Raw genomic sequence first — 18,786 nt, 5'->3', positions numbered from 1 at the left:
ATCGTCCCCCTCAGCGTATCGGTTCGTGAACGGTCACAAGCTTGGTGCCGTCGGGAAATGTTGCTTCCACCTGCACATCATGGATCATGTCGGCGATGCCTTCCATAACCTGATCGCGGGAAATGACATGCGCGCCGGCTTCCATCAGGTCGGCCACCGCGCGACCATCGCGGGCGCCCTCGACAACGAAATCGGTAATCAGCGCAATCGCTTCCGGGTAATTCAGCTTCACGCCACGCTCCAGCCGGCGGCGCGCCACCATGGCGGCCATGGAAATCAGCAGCTTGTCTTTTTCTCTCGGAGTAAGGTTCATCGTCGTCCCGCAGCTTTCGCACCTGCCCCGCAAAACACAGTGTTTCGGGGGCTGATCCGACTTGTTTGACAGACCCCGGAAGGTCGCCTGTCGCGGGCGATCCGGAGCTTTACAGATTCCAGACTTTCGGCACTGGCGCGCCGTTTCGCAAGAGCGAAATGATCGGAAAAAGTATTTTTCTAAGGGAGAAACCGTCGGCGGCGGACACGCGCACGACAAGCTTGCCCTGCCATTCGCTGGCGCCGCCGCTTTCCCCGGCAATAGCCCGGATTTTAGGCAAAAGCGCCTCGGCCAGAGGCCCGATATAAAGAAGCGTGGCAAAGGCCACCTGCCCGGCAAGCACCGCCGGTTTTGCAGTCAGCTCCGCCACTTCTCCCGCAAGCAACAGCTCTTCGGCATGTACCAGCCGGCCGCCATGGCGAATGCGCCATCGATCCCGGAACAGGCCATGCTGCATCGCTTCGCCCATGGCCTGACGCCCGAGCAGCACGGCTTCGACGGCGATGAATTCGGAGGTTGCGTCGAGATCGGCTTCCAGCCTGCGGGTCAGCGACGCGCGGTCGAAAAGAATGGTTTCCTGCGGCAGCCAGTGCAACCGGGCGCCCGGCCCTGCGGAAACGCGGGCGGTGACGGTGGCGGTTCCGGAGGATGCCTTGTAGACCTTCTCGCAGGCCTGCGTCGTCACCACCAGCGAGGTGCCGGCTCCGGCAACAGCCTGCCATTCCATTTCATCTCCGCCGGTCAATCCGCCGGAGGAGTTGATGAGGATGGCCTCGATCTCGTTGGAAAACGTATCCGGCAGGCGGATCTTGGCGCAACCTTCCTGGAACAATTGGTCCAGCCGGCTGCGCCCTTCGACAGCCTTGGTTACAATGCGTCCTCTGCCACGGGCGCGCTGCTGCCGGGCAGGTTCGCCGTCTTCGAGACCGGAAGGGCGGATGGCTTGCTGTTCTGGCTGCACGCGGTCTCCGAAACGGTTGCGGAAGCGGACCCGGCCTTGGCGCCGCAATCTTTTTTGACGACGGCATCCACCACCATCTGTCCTTCCGTGTTGCGGAAGAAATCCCACATTCTTTCCGCCGCATCAACCGTGCGCGTCACTTCGCCTGTGGGCATCTTGCGCTCCACGGCAGGTTCCGCCTTCGGCGTCTGCTCGCCACCCGGCTTGCGGGTAAGGACCGCCGACGCTGCCAGCACTTCCGCCTTCATGGTGGCGCGCGGCCAGGCATGGTCCCAATTGTCAATGACGTAGGACTGGATACGTGCCCCGCCCTTGCAAACGTCATAGGAATTGACGGTGAAGCTCTCGCCCGGTCTGGTTTTCGCGCCGCCCTTGCAGCCGTCCATTTCCGCCCAGCGTTTCAGCGCCGTCTCGCCGCCATATTGCCAGTAGGACTTGCCACCACCCTGATAGGGATTGGCCGGATCCTTCAGACCCGCAAAGGCGATGATCGACATTGGCCGCGCCGGCTTGCAGCTTGCCGCATCCGGTCCCCATTTGCCCTCTGTCTCCAGCGGATAACCCGCGCGCAACGATGCAACGAAGCCGGCAGCGGTGAAATCCGCGCTGCCATTGCAGATGAATTGCGACAGCATGCGCCCGCCGCCGGAATAACCGGAACCGTAAAAGCGCTCCTCATCCACGCAGAACTTGCCTTTCACCATGGCAATTGCATCGCGAATGAAGCTCACCTCATCCAGCCCGCCGGGACGGGTGGTAACACCAGGAACATTCCAGGCATGGGTGCCGGGCAATTCGCCATTGAGGCTGCCCGCCAGCGCCACCACCATCAGGCCGTCGCGCTCGGCAAGCTTGTCCCAGCCGCTGCGGTTCAACTGGCCGTGCGGATTGCTGTTGGAGCCGTGGAAATCGAACACGACAGGCACCGGTTTTTTTCCGTCATAGGCCGATGGAACGAAATAAACGCCTTCGCGTTTCTGACCACTGGAGAGAATGGAAAAATCATGCCTGCCCGGTTCCACGCCGGGTTGAGCAAGCTGACCGCAGGTCGAGGCCGACGCTGCGACACTCGCGCTCGCGCAGATCGCAAGACCCAGAAACAGGGTACGGGCGGAGCGGAACAGCCGGGCAGCCCGGCCAAGGGCAAAGTCTTGATGCATTGACACGCCTTTATTGGGCACGGTTTCCCCGACGATACGTCGGACGCGCGTGGAATGTAAGGGATCAACTGTCGCGGCGTGCGAATAGACTTCGTCTGTGTCTCGCATGCAGCATTTCCGCTGCCAATATCACAGGCGTTTATTCAATGAAATGCTAAAATTGCGCATAAAAGCCATGCAGACACGCATAGACTTTCAAAATATTAATCGGCCGTTTGCACGCCGTGATCGGCGTGCGTGGCTACTAGTCTCGATTTATACTGTCAGATGGCGACGCGCCTCGGGCGTATCCAGCGTTTCGGCAAACCCCTCATGCACAATTTCGCCCCGGTCCATGATGTAGACATAGTCGGCAAGCTCACGGCAGAAATCCAGATATTGCTCGACCAGCAGGATCGCCATACCGGTGGAATCCCTGAGATATTTGATTGCGCGGCCGATATCCTTGATGATCGACGGCTGAATGCCTTCGGTCGGCTCGTCGAGAACGAGGATTTTCGGCCGCGTCACCAGCGCCCGGCCGATGGCGAGCTGCTGCTGCTGGCCACCGGACAGGTCGCCGCCGCGTCTGCCCAGCATGGATTGCAGCACCGGAAACAGGCTGAAAATATCGTCGGGAATGAAACGCTCCTTGCGCGGCAGCGGCGCATACCCGCTTTCAAGGTTTTCCTGCACGCTGAGCAGCGGAAAGATTTCACGCCCCTGTGGCACGTAGCCGACACCGCGCTTGGCCCGGTGGTAAGGCGCAAGCCCATCCAGTGCCGCCCCTTCAAAGCTGATCGACCCGCCACTGATGGCATGCTGGCCGGTGACCGCGCGCAACAACGAGCTTTTGCCCACGCCGTTTCGGCCGAGAACACAGGTGATCTTGCCCATCTCCGCTTTCAGCGACACGCCCCGCAGAGCCTGTGCTGCGCCATAGTGGAGGTTGATGTTTTCGACGTTCAGCATGGTGCAACTCCATTGATGCTTTGGTGGGCGGCGCTACCCCCCTCTGCCCTGCCGGGCATCTCCCCCACAAGGAGGGAGATCGATTCGCGGCTATGTCTCGCCCATCTCGACTCTAGAGTACGAAGTGGTGGAAGAGAGTCTTGCCGATCTCCCCCTGGTGGGGGAGATGCCCGGCAGGGCAGACGGGGGTAAAGCCGCAGACGCTTCCATCACCGCCCCAGATAATTCTCGATCACCTTCGGATCGCTGGACACAAAATCGATCGACCCTTCAGCCAGCACCGAGCCCTCGGCAAGACACGTCACCTTCACGCCCAGCTCGCGGATGAAGCCCATGTCGTGCTCCACCACCACGACCGAGCGGGTCTTGGCGATTTCCTTCAGAAGCACGGCGGTTTCGGCTGTCTCCGCATCCGTCATGCCGGCCACCGGCTCATCCACCAGCAGCAGCTTCGGTTCCTGTGCCAAGAGCATGCCAATCTCCAGCCACTGTTTCTGGCCGTGCGAGAGGTTGGCCGCGAGATCGCCGCGGCGGTGGCTGAGACGCACGGTGGCGAGGATTTCCTCGATACGCGCCTTGTCCTCCGCTGTCAGCCTGTAGAACAGCGTGGCGAAGACGCCGCGTTTGCGGTTCAACGCCAGTTCCAGATTGTCCCAGACGGTATGGCTTTCAAACACCGTTGGCTTCTGGAATTTACGCCCGATGCCCAGCTGGGCAATATCCGCCTCGTCCTTTTTCGTGAGGTCGATGCTGTCTTCGAACAGCACCGTGCCGGTATCCGGCCGGGTCTTGCCGGTGATGATATCCATCATCGTCGTCTTGCCGGCGCCATTCGGACCGATGATGGCCCGCAGCTCGCCCGGCTCCACCACGAAGGACAGGGAATTGAGCGCCCTGAACCCGTCGAAGGAAACGGAAACACCGTCGAGATAAAGCAGGCTTTTGGTTCTGTTTTCGGAAACCGTGTTCATATCAGCCTCACTCCGCCGCCTGTTGCGCCGCTGTTGCAGCACTGTCATTGCCCGGTTGTCCGGCCGCACTTGCCGCCCGCGCAACACGCTTTTCGCGCCGGCCGACCAGATAATGCTGCACGGTGCCGACGATGCCCTTGGGGAAGAACAGCGTCACCGCGATGAACAGCCCACCCAGCGCAAACAGCCAGAATTCGGGGAAAGCACCGGTGAAATAGCTCTTGCCGCCATTGACCAGCAGCGCGCCGATGATCGGCCCGATCAGCGTGCCGCGCCCGCCGACTGCGGTCCAAACCACCACCTCGATGGAGTTGGCGGGGGAGAATTCGCCGGGATTGATGATGCCCACCTGCGGCACGAACAGCGCACCGGCAATGCCCGCCATCATGGCCGAGACGACGAAGGTAAAGAGCTTGATGTTTTCCACCCGGAAACCGAGGAAGCGCACCCGGCTTTCGGCATCGCGCACGCCCACCAGCACCTTGCCGAATTTGGAATTGACGATGCCGGATGCAATCAGCAGCGAAAGCGCCAGCATCACGGCCGTCATCGCAAACAGCACGGCACGGGTGCCATCCGCCTGCACGGAAAAGCCGAGAATATCCTTGAAATCGGTGAGACCATTGTTGCCGCCAAAACCCATGTCATTGCGGAAGAAGGCAAGCAGCAGGGCGTAGGTCATGGCCTGCGTGATGATGGAGAGGTAAACGCCGTTGACACGTGAGCGGAAGGCGAACCAGCCGAACACGAAGGCGAGCAGGCCGGGCACCACCAGCACCATCAGTGCTGCAAACCAGAACATGTCGAAGCCATGCCAGAACCACGGCAGTTCCTTCCAGTTGAGGAACACCATGAAGTCAGGCAGCACGGGATGGCCGTAAACACCACGCGTGCCGATCTGCCGCATCAGATACATGCCCATGGCATAACCGCCGAGCGCGAAGAAGGCGGCGTGGCCGAGCGAGAGAATGCCGCAATATCCCCAAACCAGATCAAGCGCCAGCGCCAGCAGCGCATAGGCCAGATATTTGCCGAGCATCGACATGATGTAGGTCGGGATGCGGAACGCGCTATCAGCCGGCAACAGCAGATTGGAGGCGGGCACCAGCACGGCGATGGCCAGGATGATGCCGATGGCGATGGAAATGCGGCGATCGAGCGCGCGCAGGAGGAAGCCGGTAATCATGCTTCGATCGCCCTTCCCTTGAGTGCGAAGAGACCACGTGGCCGCTTCTGGATGAACAGGATGATGAGAACGAGCACGAGGATCTTGCCGAGCACGGCGCCCACCGTCGGCTCAAGGAACTTGTTGAGCACGCCGAGCGACAGCGCACCCACGAGCGTTCCCCAGAGATTGCCGACCCCGCCGAACACCACCACCATGAAACTGTCGATGATGTAGCTCTGGCCGAGATTGGGCGAGACATTGTCGATCTGCGACAGCGCCACGCCGGCAAGGCCGGCAACGCCGGAACCGAGCGCGAAGGTGAAGGCATCCACCCAGGGCGTGCGGATGCCCATGGAAGAGGCCATGCGGCGGTTCTGGGTCACAGCGCGCATCTGCAAGCCGAAGGCGGAGCGCTTCAAAAGCACCAGCAGCGCGAAGAAGACGGAAAGCGAGAAGCAGACGATCCACACGCGGTTCCAGGTGAAATTGAGGTAACCGACGCTGAAGGAGCCGGACATCCAGCTCGGGCTGCCGACCTCACGGTTGGTCGGGCCGAAGATGGAACGCACGCCCTGTTGCAGGATCAGCGAGATACCCCAGGTGGCGAGCAGCGTTTCCAGTGGTCGCCCGTAGAGATAGCGGATGACGCCGCGCTCCATGATGAGGCCGACGCAGGCTGTGACCAGAAAGGCGGCCGGCAGGGCAATCGCCAGTGACCAGTCGAACAGGCCGGGGAAATGGCTGCGGATCAGCTCCTGCACCATGAAGGTGGAATAGGCGCCGATCATCACCATCTCGCCATGCGCCATATTGATGATGCCCATGACGCCGAAGGTGATGGCAAGACCGATGGCGGCGAGCAGCAGCACGGAACCGAGCGACAGGCCGTACCAGACATTCTGTGCGTAGTCCCAGATGGCAAGCGCGCTTTCGATGCTGGAAATCGCCTCGTCCACATCGGGCTTCAGGCTCGGATCAACCGTGGGCGTCGCCGCCATCAGAATGCTGATCGCATCGCGCCCGCCAAGCGCCTTGATGGTGGCGATCGCTTCTTTCTTCACCTCAAGGGGGCGGTCGGAGGAAAGCAGCGAGACTGCCCGCGCCTCCTCCATCCGCGTCCGCACCTCTTTGTCGGTTTCCTTGGATATGGCCGCTTCCAGCAATTCCAGATTTTCGGCACTGGGGGCTTTCAGAACCGCATCGGCGGCGGAAAGCCGCACCGAGCGTTCCGGACTGAGCAACGTCAGGCCGCCCATCGCGGCGCGGATGACGCGACGCAGATTGTTGTTGACCCTGATCTTGGTAACCGCCGCCTTCGGCGCTTCGCCAGCACTTTCGCCGGTCAGCGGATCGATGAGCGTGAAATTGGAACCCGACGGCTTGGTCATGAACACCAGATTGTCGGCCTTGCGCACGTAAAGATCGCCTGATGCAAAAGCCTCAAGCGCCGGCACCACCCGCGCGTCGCCGGTGGCAGCAATCTGGCCGATCAATGTTTCGGCCTGCTTGAAGTCAGCCGTGCCGAGCTGGTCTATCAGCGCCTTCGGATCGCTCTGCGCGAGGGACTGGGCGGCGATCCCCAGGGTGAGCCAGAGGAAGATGGCTCCGAGAAAAGATCGGATCGTCATGTCGGGTTCCTTGGAGCGGTTTGCGACTCTGCGGTTGCGTGTGGCACGACCTGAATATGCGGCTTCACCCACCTCTGCCCTGCCGGGCATCTCCCCCTCAAGGGGGGAGATCGACCCGTGGCAAGGTCCCGTCCATCTCGACGTTCAAGGATGAAATGGCGGGAGAGCATCTTGCCGATCTCCCGCCTTGAGGGGGAGATGTCCGGCAGGACAGAGGGGGGTAATTCTGGCTCAGTTTGTAAACAATCCGCCCCTCCAAAGAGGGGCGGCGTTCGTTTCCTTATCAGCTGCCCTTGCCGCCGCACTTGCCCGTGGCCACGTTGAAGTTGCCGCAGGACATCGGCTTGCGCCAATCCGAAATCAGATCCTTCGAGTCAGGCAGGTAATCCGACCATTCGTCACCCACGACCTGTGGCGTCTGCTGCACGATTTCGAACTGCCCATCGGCCTGGATTTCACCGATCAGCACCGGCTTGGTGATGTGGTGGTTCGGCATGACGGTGGAGTAACCACCAGAAAGGTTCGGCACGGAAACGCCGATGATGCTGTCAAGAACCGCGTCCGTATCGGTCGTGCCTGCGGTTTCGACGGCCTTAACCCAGGCGTTGAAACCGATATAGGCGGCTTCCATCGGGTCGTTCGTCACGCGCTTGTCGTTCTTGGTGAACGCATGCCAGGTCTTGATGAATTCGGCGTTGACCTCGGTATCGACAGACTGGAAGTAGTTCCAGGCGGCAAGGTGGCCGACCAGCGGCGCGGTATCGAGACCGGCAAGCTCTTCTTCACCGACCGAGAAGGCGACGACCGGAATGTCCTCGGCCTTGATGCCCTGGTTCGCCAGCTCCTTGTAGAAGGGCACGTTGGCATCGCCGTTGATGGTGGAAACAACGGCGGTCTTCTTGCCGGCCGAGCCGAACTTCTTGATGTCGGACACGATCGTCTGCCAGTCGGACTGGCCGAACGGCGTGTAGTTGATCATGATGTCCTCTTCCTTGACGCCCTTCGACATCAGGTAGGCCTTCAGGATCTTGTTTGTGGTCTGCGGGTAGACATAGTCGGTACCTGCCAGAACCCAGCGCTCGACGCCTTCGGTCTTGGCGAGATAATCGACGGCCGGAATGGCCTGCTGGTTAGGCGCTGCACCGGTGTAGACGATGTTGCGGGAGGATTCTTCACCCTCATACTGCACCGGGTAGAACAGCAGGGAATTCAGCTCTTCGAAAACCGGCAGCACGGACTTGCGCGACGAAGATGTCCAGCAACCGAAAACGGCGGCGACCTTGTCCTGCGAAATCAGCTGGCGGGCCTTTTCGGCAAACAGCGGCCAGTCGGAGGCCGGGTCGACCACGACGGCTTCGAGCTTCTTGCCGAGAACGCCGCCCTTCTTGTTCTGCTCGTCGATGAGCATCAGCATGGCGTCCTTCAGCGTCGTCTCTGAAATCGCCATGGTGCCGGAAAGAGAATGCAGCACGCCTACCTTGATCGTATCGTCGGCGGCAAATGCGCCATGGAAGGCGGTGGTGGACATGATTGCGCCGAGCAGCGCGGCGCTAAGCGTCTTGCGGAATGTCATCGGAAGAACCCCTCTCCTTGTTTAGCCCTCACGGGGCTTCAGCGGCATCGTTGACCGCTGCTGGAAGGGACTATCGATCTCGCGGGCGAGAAACCGTATACGTCAATTGACGTAGGCGGGGTGGCGAAAGCTGCAGGGGGTGTTGGGGAGAGGGAAATCCCGGCCGGGGCAACCGATGTGAAACCTGGCGTTTCAACTTGCTTCTTCTCCGGCAGGCAAGACGAGAGCAGCAGCGGGTCGAGGGTGCGAGGTCGGAGGCAGACTGAGAAGTCGTCCCTTAATCCGGCGCTTCGCGCCACCTTCTCCCCGGCAGGGGAGAAGAAACGATCAGCAACGCTTCACATCAGGCGTGCGGCTTGTCGTCCCGCTCTTCGTCGCGGATCGCATCGTCATGATACCAGGAGCCGAAATCGACATGCGGCTGACGTGCCTCGCGCTCCAGATCGCTCAGCCCGATGTTACGGAACTTTGAGAGCCCCGCGCGTCCGCCGACCGGAAATTGAAAGATCGTTGCCGTTTCACGATGAAAGCCAGTTGCCATATCGAACATCTCACTTTGTTTGCATCGAAGCACTTTGATTGTGAAGCAAACCCGTTAGCTCTGGTTTAGCTCCATCTGATTAAAAAAAAATCACGTTGCGAAAAATATAGGCATTAAATGGTCATTCAGCAAGAAAAACCATTCCGGAAGCGCCGGTTTTTGGGGCAAATGCCGATCCGTCGTTCGCAATCGAAAACATTGCACCGCAACAGGGCATTTTGAGCGATGCCACCCGCTATCTGTTAGGAATCACTGACGAAACATTAGGGTTCGATTTACCTGCCGCAGTGCAGCATGAGCGGTTAATGGCCATATCAGCCCCCTCGGCCCTGAGCATGCCTGAAAGATTTTTCGAAGAATTCGCAAAACATCGCCAATCTGGCACGCGGCATGCATCTATATGGCCAGCCCTTGAACGCGAATGTGCTTCCGGTGGCGAAAGCCACGGCAAGCCTCAAGGCTTCGCATTGTTACCTATGAGAGGTTCGTAATGACTAAGTTCAAACTCGAGTACATCTGGCTTGACGGTTATAAGCCGGTCCCCAACCTGCGCGGCAAGACACAGGTCAAGGAATTCGATGAATTCCCGACGCTCGAGCAGCTGCCGCTTTGGGGTTTTGATGGCTCGTCCACGCAGCAGGCCGAAGGCCACTCTTCGGATTGCGTGCTGAAGCCTGTCGCGATTTACCCCGATCCGGCCCGCACCAACGGCGTACTGGTCATGTGCGAAGTCATGATGCCTGACGGCGTCACCCCGCATGCATCGAACAGCCGCGCGACCATCCTCGACGACGAGGACGCATGGTTCGGCTTCGAACAGGAATATTTCTTCTACCAGGACGGCCGCCCGCTCGGCTTCCCCGAGCAGGGTTACCCGGCTCCGCAGGGTCCGTATTACACCGGCGTCGGCTTCAAGAACGTCGGCTCGGTTGCCCGCGAAATCGTTGAAGAACATCTCGACCTCTGCCTCGAAGCCGGCATCAACCACGAAGGCATCAATGCCGAAGTGGCCAAGGGTCAGTGGGAATTCCAGGTATTCGGCAAGGGCTCCAAGCGCGCCGCCGACCAGATCTGGATCGCCCGTTACCTGCTGCTGCGTCTTTGCGAACAGTACGGCATCGACGTCGAATTCCATTGCAAGCCGCTCGGCGATACCGACTGGAACGGTTCGGGCATGCATTGCAACTTCTCCACCAAGTTCATGCGTGAAGTTGGCGGCAAGGAGTATTTCGAAGCCCTCATGGCCGCTTTCGCCAAGAACTGGCAGGAGCACATCGACGTTTACGGTCCGGACAACCACCTGCGCCTGACCGGCAAGCACGAAACCGCTCCGTGGAACAAGTTCTCCTACGGCGTTGCCGACCGTGGCGCCTCGATCCGCGTTCCGCACTCCTTCGTCAACAACGGTTACCGTGGTTACCTCGAAGACCGTCGTCCGAACTCGCAGGGCTGCCCTTACCAGATCGCTTCCGTTGTTCTGAAGACGATTGCAGAAGTGCCGCTCGCAAAGTCGGCTGCGGCCTGATAACCCAAGACATGGCGTCGCCCGCAACCGGGCGACGCCATTTTTATGTCCACCGAACGGCCGGACCGGACAGGCGACCTTTCGCCCTCTGCCCTGCGTGGAATATTCTTGCCTATGCGCAAACTCGAAGACGTTGCGTGGCTTTGACCAACCGCATCGGCTTTTCCGAACCGCGACACGGTTTTCGGTCCGATGCTCTAAAGCAAGAAGGTGAGCGATGGGCATTCTCAAAAAATTCTCTCTCGAAAACCGCATCGCCATCATCACCGGCAGCGGCCGCGGTCTCGGTTTTGAAATCGCCAGGGCCTTTGCCGAGGCTGGCGCCCATGTGTGGCTGACTGGCCGTAACGCCGAGGCGCTGGAACAGGCAGCAGGCACACTTCGGCAAGCCGGCGGAAAAGCCGATTATGCCGCTTTCGACATTGCCGATACCGCCGCCGGAACTGCCCTCGTCCACCGCATCATGGACGAATTCGGCCATCTCGATATCCTCGTCAACAATGTCGGCGCACGCGACCGCCGCCCGCTTTCCGAATTCAGCGACGAGGACGTGCTGGAGCTTATCCGCACCGACCTCACCTCCTCCGTCTCGCTGTCGCGAGACGCCGCGCAAGCCATGAATTCCAACGGTTACGGCCGCATCATCACCATCACCTCCATTCTCGGCCACATCGTCAGGCCGGGCGATGCGATATATCCCGTTGCCAAGCAGGGGCTGACCGGGCTGATGCGCGCAATCGCTGTCGAATATGGCGCGCGCGGCATCACCAGCAACGCCATTGCACCCGGCATGTTCGCCACGGAAACCAATGCGGCCCTTGCCGAAAACCCTGACATGGTCGCATTCGCCAAACTGCGCGTGCCGCTGGAACGCTGGGGCAGGCCGGATGAAATCGCCGGTGCAGCCCTGTTTCTGGCCAGCGACGCCTCCTCCTTCGTCAACGGCCATGTGCTGACGGTGGATGGCGGCATGTCGGTGCGGCTGTGAGAATGGCAAAACACCTTTTGCGGGAAGGGGCTGGATCCTAGGCATGGCCGCACGGCAACGCATCATCCCCGTCAGGCGCGAATATAACCGCTGGGTCGCCAACCAGACGCTGGAAGATTATGCGCTGCGCTTCACCGCTAAAAGCGCCCGGCAATTTTCGTCCAACCGCATCTCCCACACCGCCATCGGCGCTATTTCCTTTCTGGCACTGGAAGCCATCGGCGGCGCGATCACGCTGTCATACGGCACCACCAACGCCTTTTACGCCATCATCGTCGCGGCCATTGCCATGCTTGCCGTCGGCCTGCCGATCAGCCGTTACGCCATCCGTCACGGCGTCGATATCGATCTCCTGACACGCGGCGCGAGCTTCGGTTACATCGGCTCCACCATCACCTCGCTGATCTACGCCGCCTTCACCTTCATGCTCTTCGCCATCGAGGCGTCGATCATGTCCGGCGCGCTGGAGCTGGCGCTCGGCATTCCCCTGTGGATCGGCTACATCATCTCCGCCGTCATGGTCATTCCGCTCGTCACCCACGGCGTGCGCCTCATCAGCCGTTTCCAGATCATCACCCAGCCCTTCTGGATCGTGCTGAACGTATTGCCCTTCATCTTCATCGCTTTGATGGACTGGGAAAAATACGATCTGTGGCGGGCCTTTTCCGGCATTCATCACGCCTCCGGTCCGCCGGGCACCGTGGCCCATTTCAATCTGGTGGAATTCGGCGCGGCGTCTGCCGTCATCCTCGCGCTGATGTCGCAGATCGGCGAACAGGTGGATTTCCTGCGCTTCCTGCCCGCCGAGGGCCAGAGCCGTTTGCGCCATCGCATCGCGGTCTTTCTGGCCGGTGCTGGCTGGGTCGTCGTGGGCGTGCCGAAGCTGCTGGCCGGTTCCTTCCTCGTGGTCTTGACCTTCAGTTCCGGCGTCTCGGTGGACCGCGCCGCCGATCCGGCCCAGATGTACCTGACCGCCTTCGGCTACATGATCCCCAACCATACGGCAGCCATGCTGCTGATGGTCGCCTTCGTGGTGGTCTCGCAGCTGAAAATCAACGTCATGAACGCCTATGCGGGTTCGCTCGCCTGGTCCAACTTCTTTTCCCGCCTCACCCACAGCCACCCCGGCCGCGTCGTCTGGCTGGTCTTCAACGTGGTGATCGCGCTGCTGTTGATGGAACTCGGCATCTATCGCCTGCTGGAAGAAACGCTCGGCATTTTTTCCATCGTCGCCATGGCCTGGCTCTGCACCATCTCCGCCGATCTGTTCATCAACAAGCCGCTCGGCCTTGCCCCACCGGGCATCGAGTTCAAGCGCGCCCATCTCTACGATATCAATCCCGTCGGCGTCGGCTCCATGGCGCTTTCGGCCACTATTGCGCTGATGGCGCATTTCGGCACCTTCGGCGCACTCGCTGCCTCGCTAGCGCCCTATCTCACCCTCATCGTCGCCTTCATCGCCTCGCCGCTGATCGCCTGGGGCACGAAGGGCAAATTCTATCTGGCCCGCAAGCCGCGCCAGAAATGGCGCGAGCTGAGCGCCATCACCTGCTCCATCTGCGAACACCCGTTCGAGCCGGAAGACATGGCATGGTGTCCGGCCTATGCGGCGCCGATCTGTTCGCTCTGCTGCTCGCTGGACAGCCGCTGCCATGACATGTGCAAGCCAAAGGCCAAGCTCAACTATCAGGTCGCGACGGTCGCAAAATCTTTCCTGCCCCACCAACTGGTTGCAAAACTCGCCACACGGCTCGGACGTTATGGCATGGCGGCGGCCATTGCCGTCACCGCCATTGGCGGCATATTGGCGCTCATCGCCCATCAGGTCGGCACCGCCTCGCCGGCAACGGCTGACGTGGTCAACCGCACCATCCTCATCGTGTTTTTCGTCTTTGCCGTCATTGCCGGCATCGTCTGCTGGTTTCTAGTTCTTGCCCATGACAGCCGGGTGGTCGCGGAAGAGGAATCCTCACGCCAGAACACGCTGCTGTTGAAGGAAATCGCCGCCCACAAGAAGACCGACGCCGCCCTTCAGGACGCCAAGGACACGGCTGAGGCCGCCAACCGCGCCAAGAGCCGCTACGTGGTCGGCCTCAGCCACGAATTGCGCACGCCGCTCAACGCTGTTTTGGGCTACGCCCAGATCCTCGAACGCGATGAGACCATTCCCGCGCCGCGGCAATCGGCCATCAAGGTCATTCGCCGTTCCGCCGACCATCTCTCCGGCCTGATCGACGGGCTTCTGGATATTTCCAAGATCGAGGCTGGCCGCCTGCAGGTCTATTCCAACGAGATCAATATTCAGGATTTCCTCGACCAGATCGTCGATATGTTCCGCCCGCAGGCGCAGGCAAAGGGTCTGGAATTCCGGCATGAACGCGCCCATTCCCTGCCGCAATATGTCCGCACGGATGAAAAGCGTCTGCGCCAGATCCTCGTCAACCTGCTCTCCAACGCCATCAAGTTCACCGACGAGGGCAGCGTCACCTTCCATGTCGCCTATCGCAGCCAGGTGGCGAGCTTCACGGTGTCGGATACCGGGCGCGGCATTGCCGAAAAAGACCTCGCCCGCATCTACGAGCCTTTCCAGCGCGGCGAGGCCGAAAGCGTGCGCCCCATGCCGGGCCTTGGCCTCGGCCTCACCATCACGAGGCTTCTGACCAACACACTGGGCGGCGAGATTTCCGTCTCCAGTGAAAAGGACAACGGCTCCACCTTCCGCGTCCGTCTCATGCTGTCGGCCGTGCACCGGCCAAGTACCGCACCTGCGCCGGAAAAAACCATTCGCTCCTATTCGGGCCCACGCCGCACCATCGTGGTGGTTGATGATAACGAGGATCACCGCGAGCTGATGCGGCAGGTGCTTTCGCCGCTCGATTTCGTGGTGCTGACCGCCCAGAGCGGACCGGAATGCCTGACACTCATCGAAGGCGTGCAGCCCGACCTCTTTCTCATCGATATCTCCATGCCCGGAATGTCCGGCTGGCAGCTTGTGACGAAGTTGCGTGAAGCAGGGCAGACGGCTCCGCTCATCATGCTCTCGGCCAATATCGGTGACGGCACCGTAGCGGGTGCCGGAGAAGACAATCACAACGACGCCATCGCCAAGCCGGTCGATATCCGCCACCTGTGCGACAGGCTTGCGGTGCATCTCGGCCTGAAATGGATTTACGATACCGACCTTCCCCCGGCACCCATCCCCCAGCCGCCGGCGCAGATCGTTCATCCCGGCGCAATTCATATCAAGGATTTGCAGAGGCTCGGCGAAATAGGCTACATACGCGGCATAGAGGCAAAACTCGCAGATCTCGCCCGCAACACAAACAACCTGCCCTTCACGCAAGAGCTTGGCACCTATGTGCAGGCCTTCGATCTGGCCGGTTACGCCCATTTTCTAAAGCGGTTTGAAGAGAACGACAGGGGAGACGGCAAGGCATGAGCGGGCAAGGCGCAGCACTGCCGAGAGACATTGTATTGCTGGTGGATGACAGCCCGGAAGCGCTGGGGTTCCTCACCGATGCGCTGGAACAGTCAGGCTTTTCGGCGCTGATCGCCACATCCGGTCAGGCCGCGCTCAACATTGCCGAACGCATCACGCCCGATATCATCCTGCTCGATGCGGTCATGCCGGCCATGGACGGTTTCGAAACCTGCCGCCGGCTGAAGGCCAACGCCGCCGTGGCCCAGGTGCCTGTCATCTTCATGACCGGGCTGACGGAAACCGAACATGTGGTGCGGGCGCTCGAATCCGGCGGTGTCGACTATCTCACCAAGCCGATCAACATCGATGAGCTGCGCGCCCGCATCCGTGTGCATCTCTCCAATGCCCGCTCGGCGCAGAGCGCCCGCGTGGCGCTTGATGCCGCCGGACGCCACCTGCTTGCCGTGCGCGCCAACGGCGCGATCCACTGGTCCACACCACAGGCAACCCGGCTGGTCAACGCCGCCACCGGCCGTGATGATGGGCTGGAGATTGTCGTTGCCCATATTTCCGGCTGGCTGGCCGACAGGACAACGGTGGATTCCGCCCGCGATGCACCGCTGACGATCACCGAGGCCGGGCGGCCCGCTTTGCACCTCTCCTTCCTCGGCGCAATGGGACCGGACGAATATCTCTTCCGTCTGACAGCCGCCAACGAGAAATCCGACGACCACCTGCTGAAGGACCACTTTGCCCTGACAACGCGCGAATCGGAAGTTCTGCTCTGGATTGCCAAAGGCAAATCCAACCGCGATATCGGCGATATTCTCGGCCTTTCCGCCAGAACCGTAAACAAACATCTGGAACAGATCTACGTCAAACTCGGTGTCGAAAACCGCGCCTCCGCCGCCGTCAAGGCCGCGCATATTTTGCATCAGGGGTGACGGCTGCAACTGATGTGATACGGTTGGAAAAACATATATTTTCCGCTTAAGCGTAGAGCATCGACTTATTCGCCGAGCGAGTGCAGCACATTTCTTCTCCCCTCGAGGAAAGAAACAAGCGGCAACGCCGCAATCCAAGCCCCCCCAAAACATCATCTTCCATCCAACCCAAACCCCGCGCAGGGAGGTTCCCATGCACCATTTCATTATTCTTTCCGGCTGCTCCGGCGGCGGTAAATCAACCCTGCTTGCCGAGCTTGCTCACCGTGGTTTCGCGACCGTCGAGGAACCGGGGCGGCGCATCGTGATTGAGGAAACGAGAAATAACGGCACCGCCCTCCCCTGGATCGACCTGGAAGCCTTTGCCCGCCGGGCGATCGCCATGGCGCTGGAGGACCGGCAAAAGGCGCCAGCGGAAGGCTTCGTCTTCTTCGACCGCGGCCTGATCGACGCCGCCTCAGCACTTCATCATATTAGCGGCGATGGCTTCATCGAAACGCTGCGGCGCACGCACCGTTACAACCCGCTGGTCTTCCTCACCCCGCCCTGGCCGGAGATCTACCGAGGCGACAGCGAGCGCAAGCACGGTTTCGAGGTGGCAGTGGAGGAATATCAACGCCTGATGCACGACTATGCCCGTCTGGATTATGAGACGATTGTGCTGCCGAAAGCACCCGTCACGGAACGTGCCGATATTGTGCTGGAGAGGCTGGCGGCTGAAGCTGGCTGAAGGCGCGATCGGAGCCAAGTGTTTCGAGCCTTTCCCATCACCGTCATTCCGTCTTTGAGACGGAATTCGTCTGACGTGCGGCTCGGAAAGTGTTTTAGCCCAAGGACTTGGGCTGGCTGGGTGCTGACGCCGGAAATGCCCCGCACCAGAAAGCAGAAAGCCCGGTCTTGCGACCGGGCCTCCATATTGCAGTCCAGTAAGACTTACGTCCCCTGCTGGATGTAGGTGAACTTGCCGTCCGGGCCCTTCTTCCACTCGTACATGACGTAACCGGGAAGCTTCGGGTCGCCCTTCTCGTCGAAGGAGATATCGCCGAGTGCGGTCGGGAAGGTGCCCTTCTTCAGAGCTTCGGCAACCTTTTCCGGCTCAACGGAACCGGCAGCCTTGGCAGCACCGGCAATCGCCTGCAGGGCGGCGTAGGAGTAGAGCGTGTAGGCTTCCGGGTTGAAGCCGGCGGCCTTGAACTTCTCTACCAGTTCCTTGTTTTCAGGACGCAGCGTCGGATCGGGACCGAAGGTGTTCAGCGTACCTTCGACGGCGTCGCCGGCGATGGAGGCAAGTTCGTTCGAAACGATACCGTCGCCCGAAATGAGCTTCGCCTTCAGACCCTGGTCAGCCGACTGGCGGATGATCAGACCGGCTTCGGTGTGCAGGCCACCCCAGTAGATAACGGAAACGCCGGCTTCCTTCATCTTGGAGATCAGTGCGGAGAAGTCCTTGTCGCCGACATTGACGCCTTCATACATGGCTTCCGTCAGGCCGGCCGCATTGGCTGCCTTCTTGGTTTCGTCGGCAAGGCCCTGACCATAGGGGGTCTTGTCGTGAATGATGGCGATCTTGGCGTCCTTGTAGTGGTCGGCCAGATATTTGCCGGCAATGCCACCCTGCTGGTCGTCACGACCGCAGGTGCGGAAGGTGTTCCACAGGCCACGCTCGGTGAAAACCGGGTTGGTCGCAGCAGGCGTTACTTCGAGAATGCCGTTTTCGGCATAAACTTCGGAAGCCGGAATGGAGACGCCGGAGTTGAAGTGACCGACGACGAACTTCACGCCATCAGCAACGAATTTGTTGGCAACCGAGATACCCTGCTTCGGGTCGGAAACGTCATCGCCGAGAACGATCTTGATCTGCTCGCCGTTGATGCCGCCTGCAGCATTGATATCCTTCGCAGCCTGTTCAGCACCCTTCTGAAGCTGAGCGCCAAATGCGGCGTTCGGGCCTGTCAGCGGGCCGCCGACAGCGATCACGATATCGGCCCAGGCCGAACCGCTGAAGGCGACCATGGCGGTCAGCGCAACGGCGGAAAGAAGAGACTTCTTCATTACTATACTCCCAGTTCCTTTGGATGGGTTGACTACCAGGACCTGTTCAGTACCCACCTTAACCGAACAGGAAACGTTCCACTCACGCGAGTATCGTGCAGCCGGAGGAATCCGGCTGTCAATCTTTCTTTTTATATGAAAATGCCGACGTCCGATCGTAGAGCCAATAGTAGTTATTGACCATCTGGCTCGTCCTGCGCATGCGGAAACCGATGCTGGAAAAAGCCAGAAGAAGAACGACGTCAAACACGTAGTAGAAGCCGTTGATGAACGGCCCGTTGAAAAGCGCGAAATGCAGAAACCGCATCACGAGCCCCAAAGCCAGCGTATAGATCACCACACGCGGGAAATCGCCCCAGCCATCGGCGACGGATCTGCCCGTGCGCCACGCCGTCCAGAAACCAAGAAGAACAACCAGTGCGCGCAGAATATAACGCACGCCGCTATCGGTCTCGAATAAAAGGCCCTGCATCTTCTTTCCCCATCAGCGCCGGGATGCAAATGTCCGGCCCTGCCTTGTTGTCGTCCCGCCGTTTTTCCGGCAGGCATTTTATTGTTTGCCACCGGCCATTTCCCCTTCGAAAACGGCC

16 protein-coding genes are annotated in these 18,786 nt (G+C 60.2%); 5 read left to right on the top strand and 11 right to left on the bottom strand.

What is annotated here, in order from left to right; genetic code table 11:
• Positions 1-10 precede the first annotated feature (10 nt).
• The 9 genes from AC1DCP_RS22010 to AC1DCP_RS21970 form a co-directional block, all read right to left on the bottom strand.
• Positions 11-313: an urease subunit gamma gene (locus AC1DCP_RS22010; protein WP_003513909.1), complete on the bottom strand. Its 303-nt coding sequence runs from the start codon at positions 311-313 to the stop codon at positions 11-13.
• A 109-nt stretch (positions 314-422) separates the two neighbouring features.
• Positions 423-1,274: an urease accessory protein UreD gene (locus AC1DCP_RS22005; protein ID WP_003513912.1), complete on the bottom strand. Its 852-nt coding sequence runs from the start codon at positions 1,272-1,274 to the stop codon at positions 423-425.
• Positions 1,181-2,434, bottom strand: a complete 1,254-nt coding sequence (locus tag AC1DCP_RS22000) for a CE1 family esterase (RefSeq protein ID WP_019565111.1) — start codon at positions 2,432-2,434, stop codon at positions 1,181-1,183. The genes AC1DCP_RS22005 and AC1DCP_RS22000 overlap by 94 nt, the downstream gene beginning before the upstream one ends.
• Before the next feature lie 255 nt (positions 2,435-2,689).
• On the bottom strand, positions 2,690-3,385 hold the full coding sequence (gene urtE / locus AC1DCP_RS21995) for an urea ABC transporter ATP-binding subunit UrtE (RefSeq protein ID WP_038492022.1): 696 nt from the start codon (positions 3,383-3,385) through the stop codon (positions 2,690-2,692).
• Between the two features lie 209 nt (positions 3,386-3,594).
• Positions 3,595-4,356: an urea ABC transporter ATP-binding protein UrtD gene (urtD, locus tag AC1DCP_RS21990; protein WP_003513917.1), complete on the bottom strand. Its 762-nt coding sequence runs from the start codon at positions 4,354-4,356 to the stop codon at positions 3,595-3,597.
• A gap of 7 nt (positions 4,357-4,363) precedes the next feature.
• Positions 4,364-5,542 carry an urea ABC transporter permease subunit UrtC gene (gene urtC, locus AC1DCP_RS21985; protein ID WP_003513919.1) on the bottom strand — a complete coding sequence of 393 codons (1,179 nt, stop codon included), beginning with the start codon at positions 5,540-5,542 and terminating at the stop codon, positions 4,364-4,366.
• Positions 5,539-7,152, bottom strand: a complete 1,614-nt coding sequence (gene urtB, locus AC1DCP_RS21980) for an urea ABC transporter permease subunit UrtB (RefSeq protein WP_065687541.1) — start codon at positions 7,150-7,152, stop codon at positions 5,539-5,541. The genes urtC and urtB overlap by 4 nt, the downstream gene beginning before the upstream one ends.
• A 283-nt stretch (positions 7,153-7,435) precedes the next feature.
• Positions 7,436-8,725 (bottom strand): urea ABC transporter substrate-binding protein, encoded by a 1,290-nt coding sequence (gene urtA / locus AC1DCP_RS21975; RefSeq protein ID WP_003513924.1) that lies wholly within the window; start codon positions 8,723-8,725, stop codon positions 7,436-7,438.
• Positions 8,726-9,068: 343 nt separating this feature from the next.
• Positions 9,069-9,275, bottom strand: coding sequence for a DUF2735 domain-containing protein (locus tag AC1DCP_RS21970; RefSeq protein WP_003513926.1), 207 nt, complete (start codon positions 9,273-9,275; stop codon positions 9,069-9,071).
• A gap of 481 nt (positions 9,276-9,756) precedes the next feature.
• On the opposite strand from AC1DCP_RS21970, the gene AC1DCP_RS21965 reads away from it, so the two are divergent.
• The 5 genes from AC1DCP_RS21965 to AC1DCP_RS21945 all read left to right on the top strand — a co-directional run bounded on the left by AC1DCP_RS21965 (position 9,757) and on the right by AC1DCP_RS21945 (position 16,874).
• On the top strand, positions 9,757-10,791 hold the full coding sequence (locus AC1DCP_RS21965; RefSeq protein WP_003510168.1) for a glutamine synthetase beta-grasp domain-containing protein: 1,035 nt from the start codon (positions 9,757-9,759) through the stop codon (positions 10,789-10,791).
• A 217-nt stretch (positions 10,792-11,008) separates the two neighbouring features.
• A complete protein-coding gene (locus AC1DCP_RS21960; RefSeq protein ID WP_065687522.1) occupies positions 11,009-11,779 on the top strand; it encodes an SDR family oxidoreductase in 771 nt (256 codons plus the stop codon).
• 43 nt (positions 11,780-11,822) lie between these two features.
• Positions 11,823-15,218: a hybrid sensor histidine kinase/response regulator gene (locus AC1DCP_RS21955; protein WP_065687521.1), complete on the top strand. Its 3,396-nt coding sequence runs from the start codon at positions 11,823-11,825 to the stop codon at positions 15,216-15,218.
• Positions 15,215-16,144, top strand: a complete 930-nt coding sequence (locus AC1DCP_RS21950) for a response regulator (protein WP_112153296.1) — start codon at positions 15,215-15,217, stop codon at positions 16,142-16,144. The genes AC1DCP_RS21955 and AC1DCP_RS21950 overlap by 4 nt, the downstream gene beginning before the upstream one ends.
• Positions 16,145-16,337: 193 nt before the next feature.
• On the top strand, positions 16,338-16,874 hold the full coding sequence (locus AC1DCP_RS21945; protein WP_065687520.1) for an AAA family ATPase: 537 nt from the start codon (positions 16,338-16,340) through the stop codon (positions 16,872-16,874).
• 203 nt (positions 16,875-17,077) lie between these two features.
• On the opposite strand, the gene AC1DCP_RS21940 is transcribed toward AC1DCP_RS21945, so the two are convergent.
• Complete coding sequence (locus tag AC1DCP_RS21940; RefSeq protein ID WP_003513936.1) at positions 17,078-18,196, bottom strand: branched-chain amino acid ABC transporter substrate-binding protein; 1,119 nt, start codon at positions 18,194-18,196, stop codon at positions 17,078-17,080.
• 118 nt (positions 18,197-18,314) lie between these two features.
• Positions 18,315-18,668, bottom strand: a complete 354-nt coding sequence (locus AC1DCP_RS21935) for a DUF6867 family protein (RefSeq protein ID WP_003513938.1) — start codon at positions 18,666-18,668, stop codon at positions 18,315-18,317.
• Between the last annotated feature and the right edge of the window lie 118 nt (positions 18,669-18,786).

The organism is Agrobacterium sp. 10T429 (genome assembly GCF_056393925.1).
Note: the sequence above shows the minus strand (reverse complement) of the source record. Positions and strands in the feature narration are given on the sequence as shown.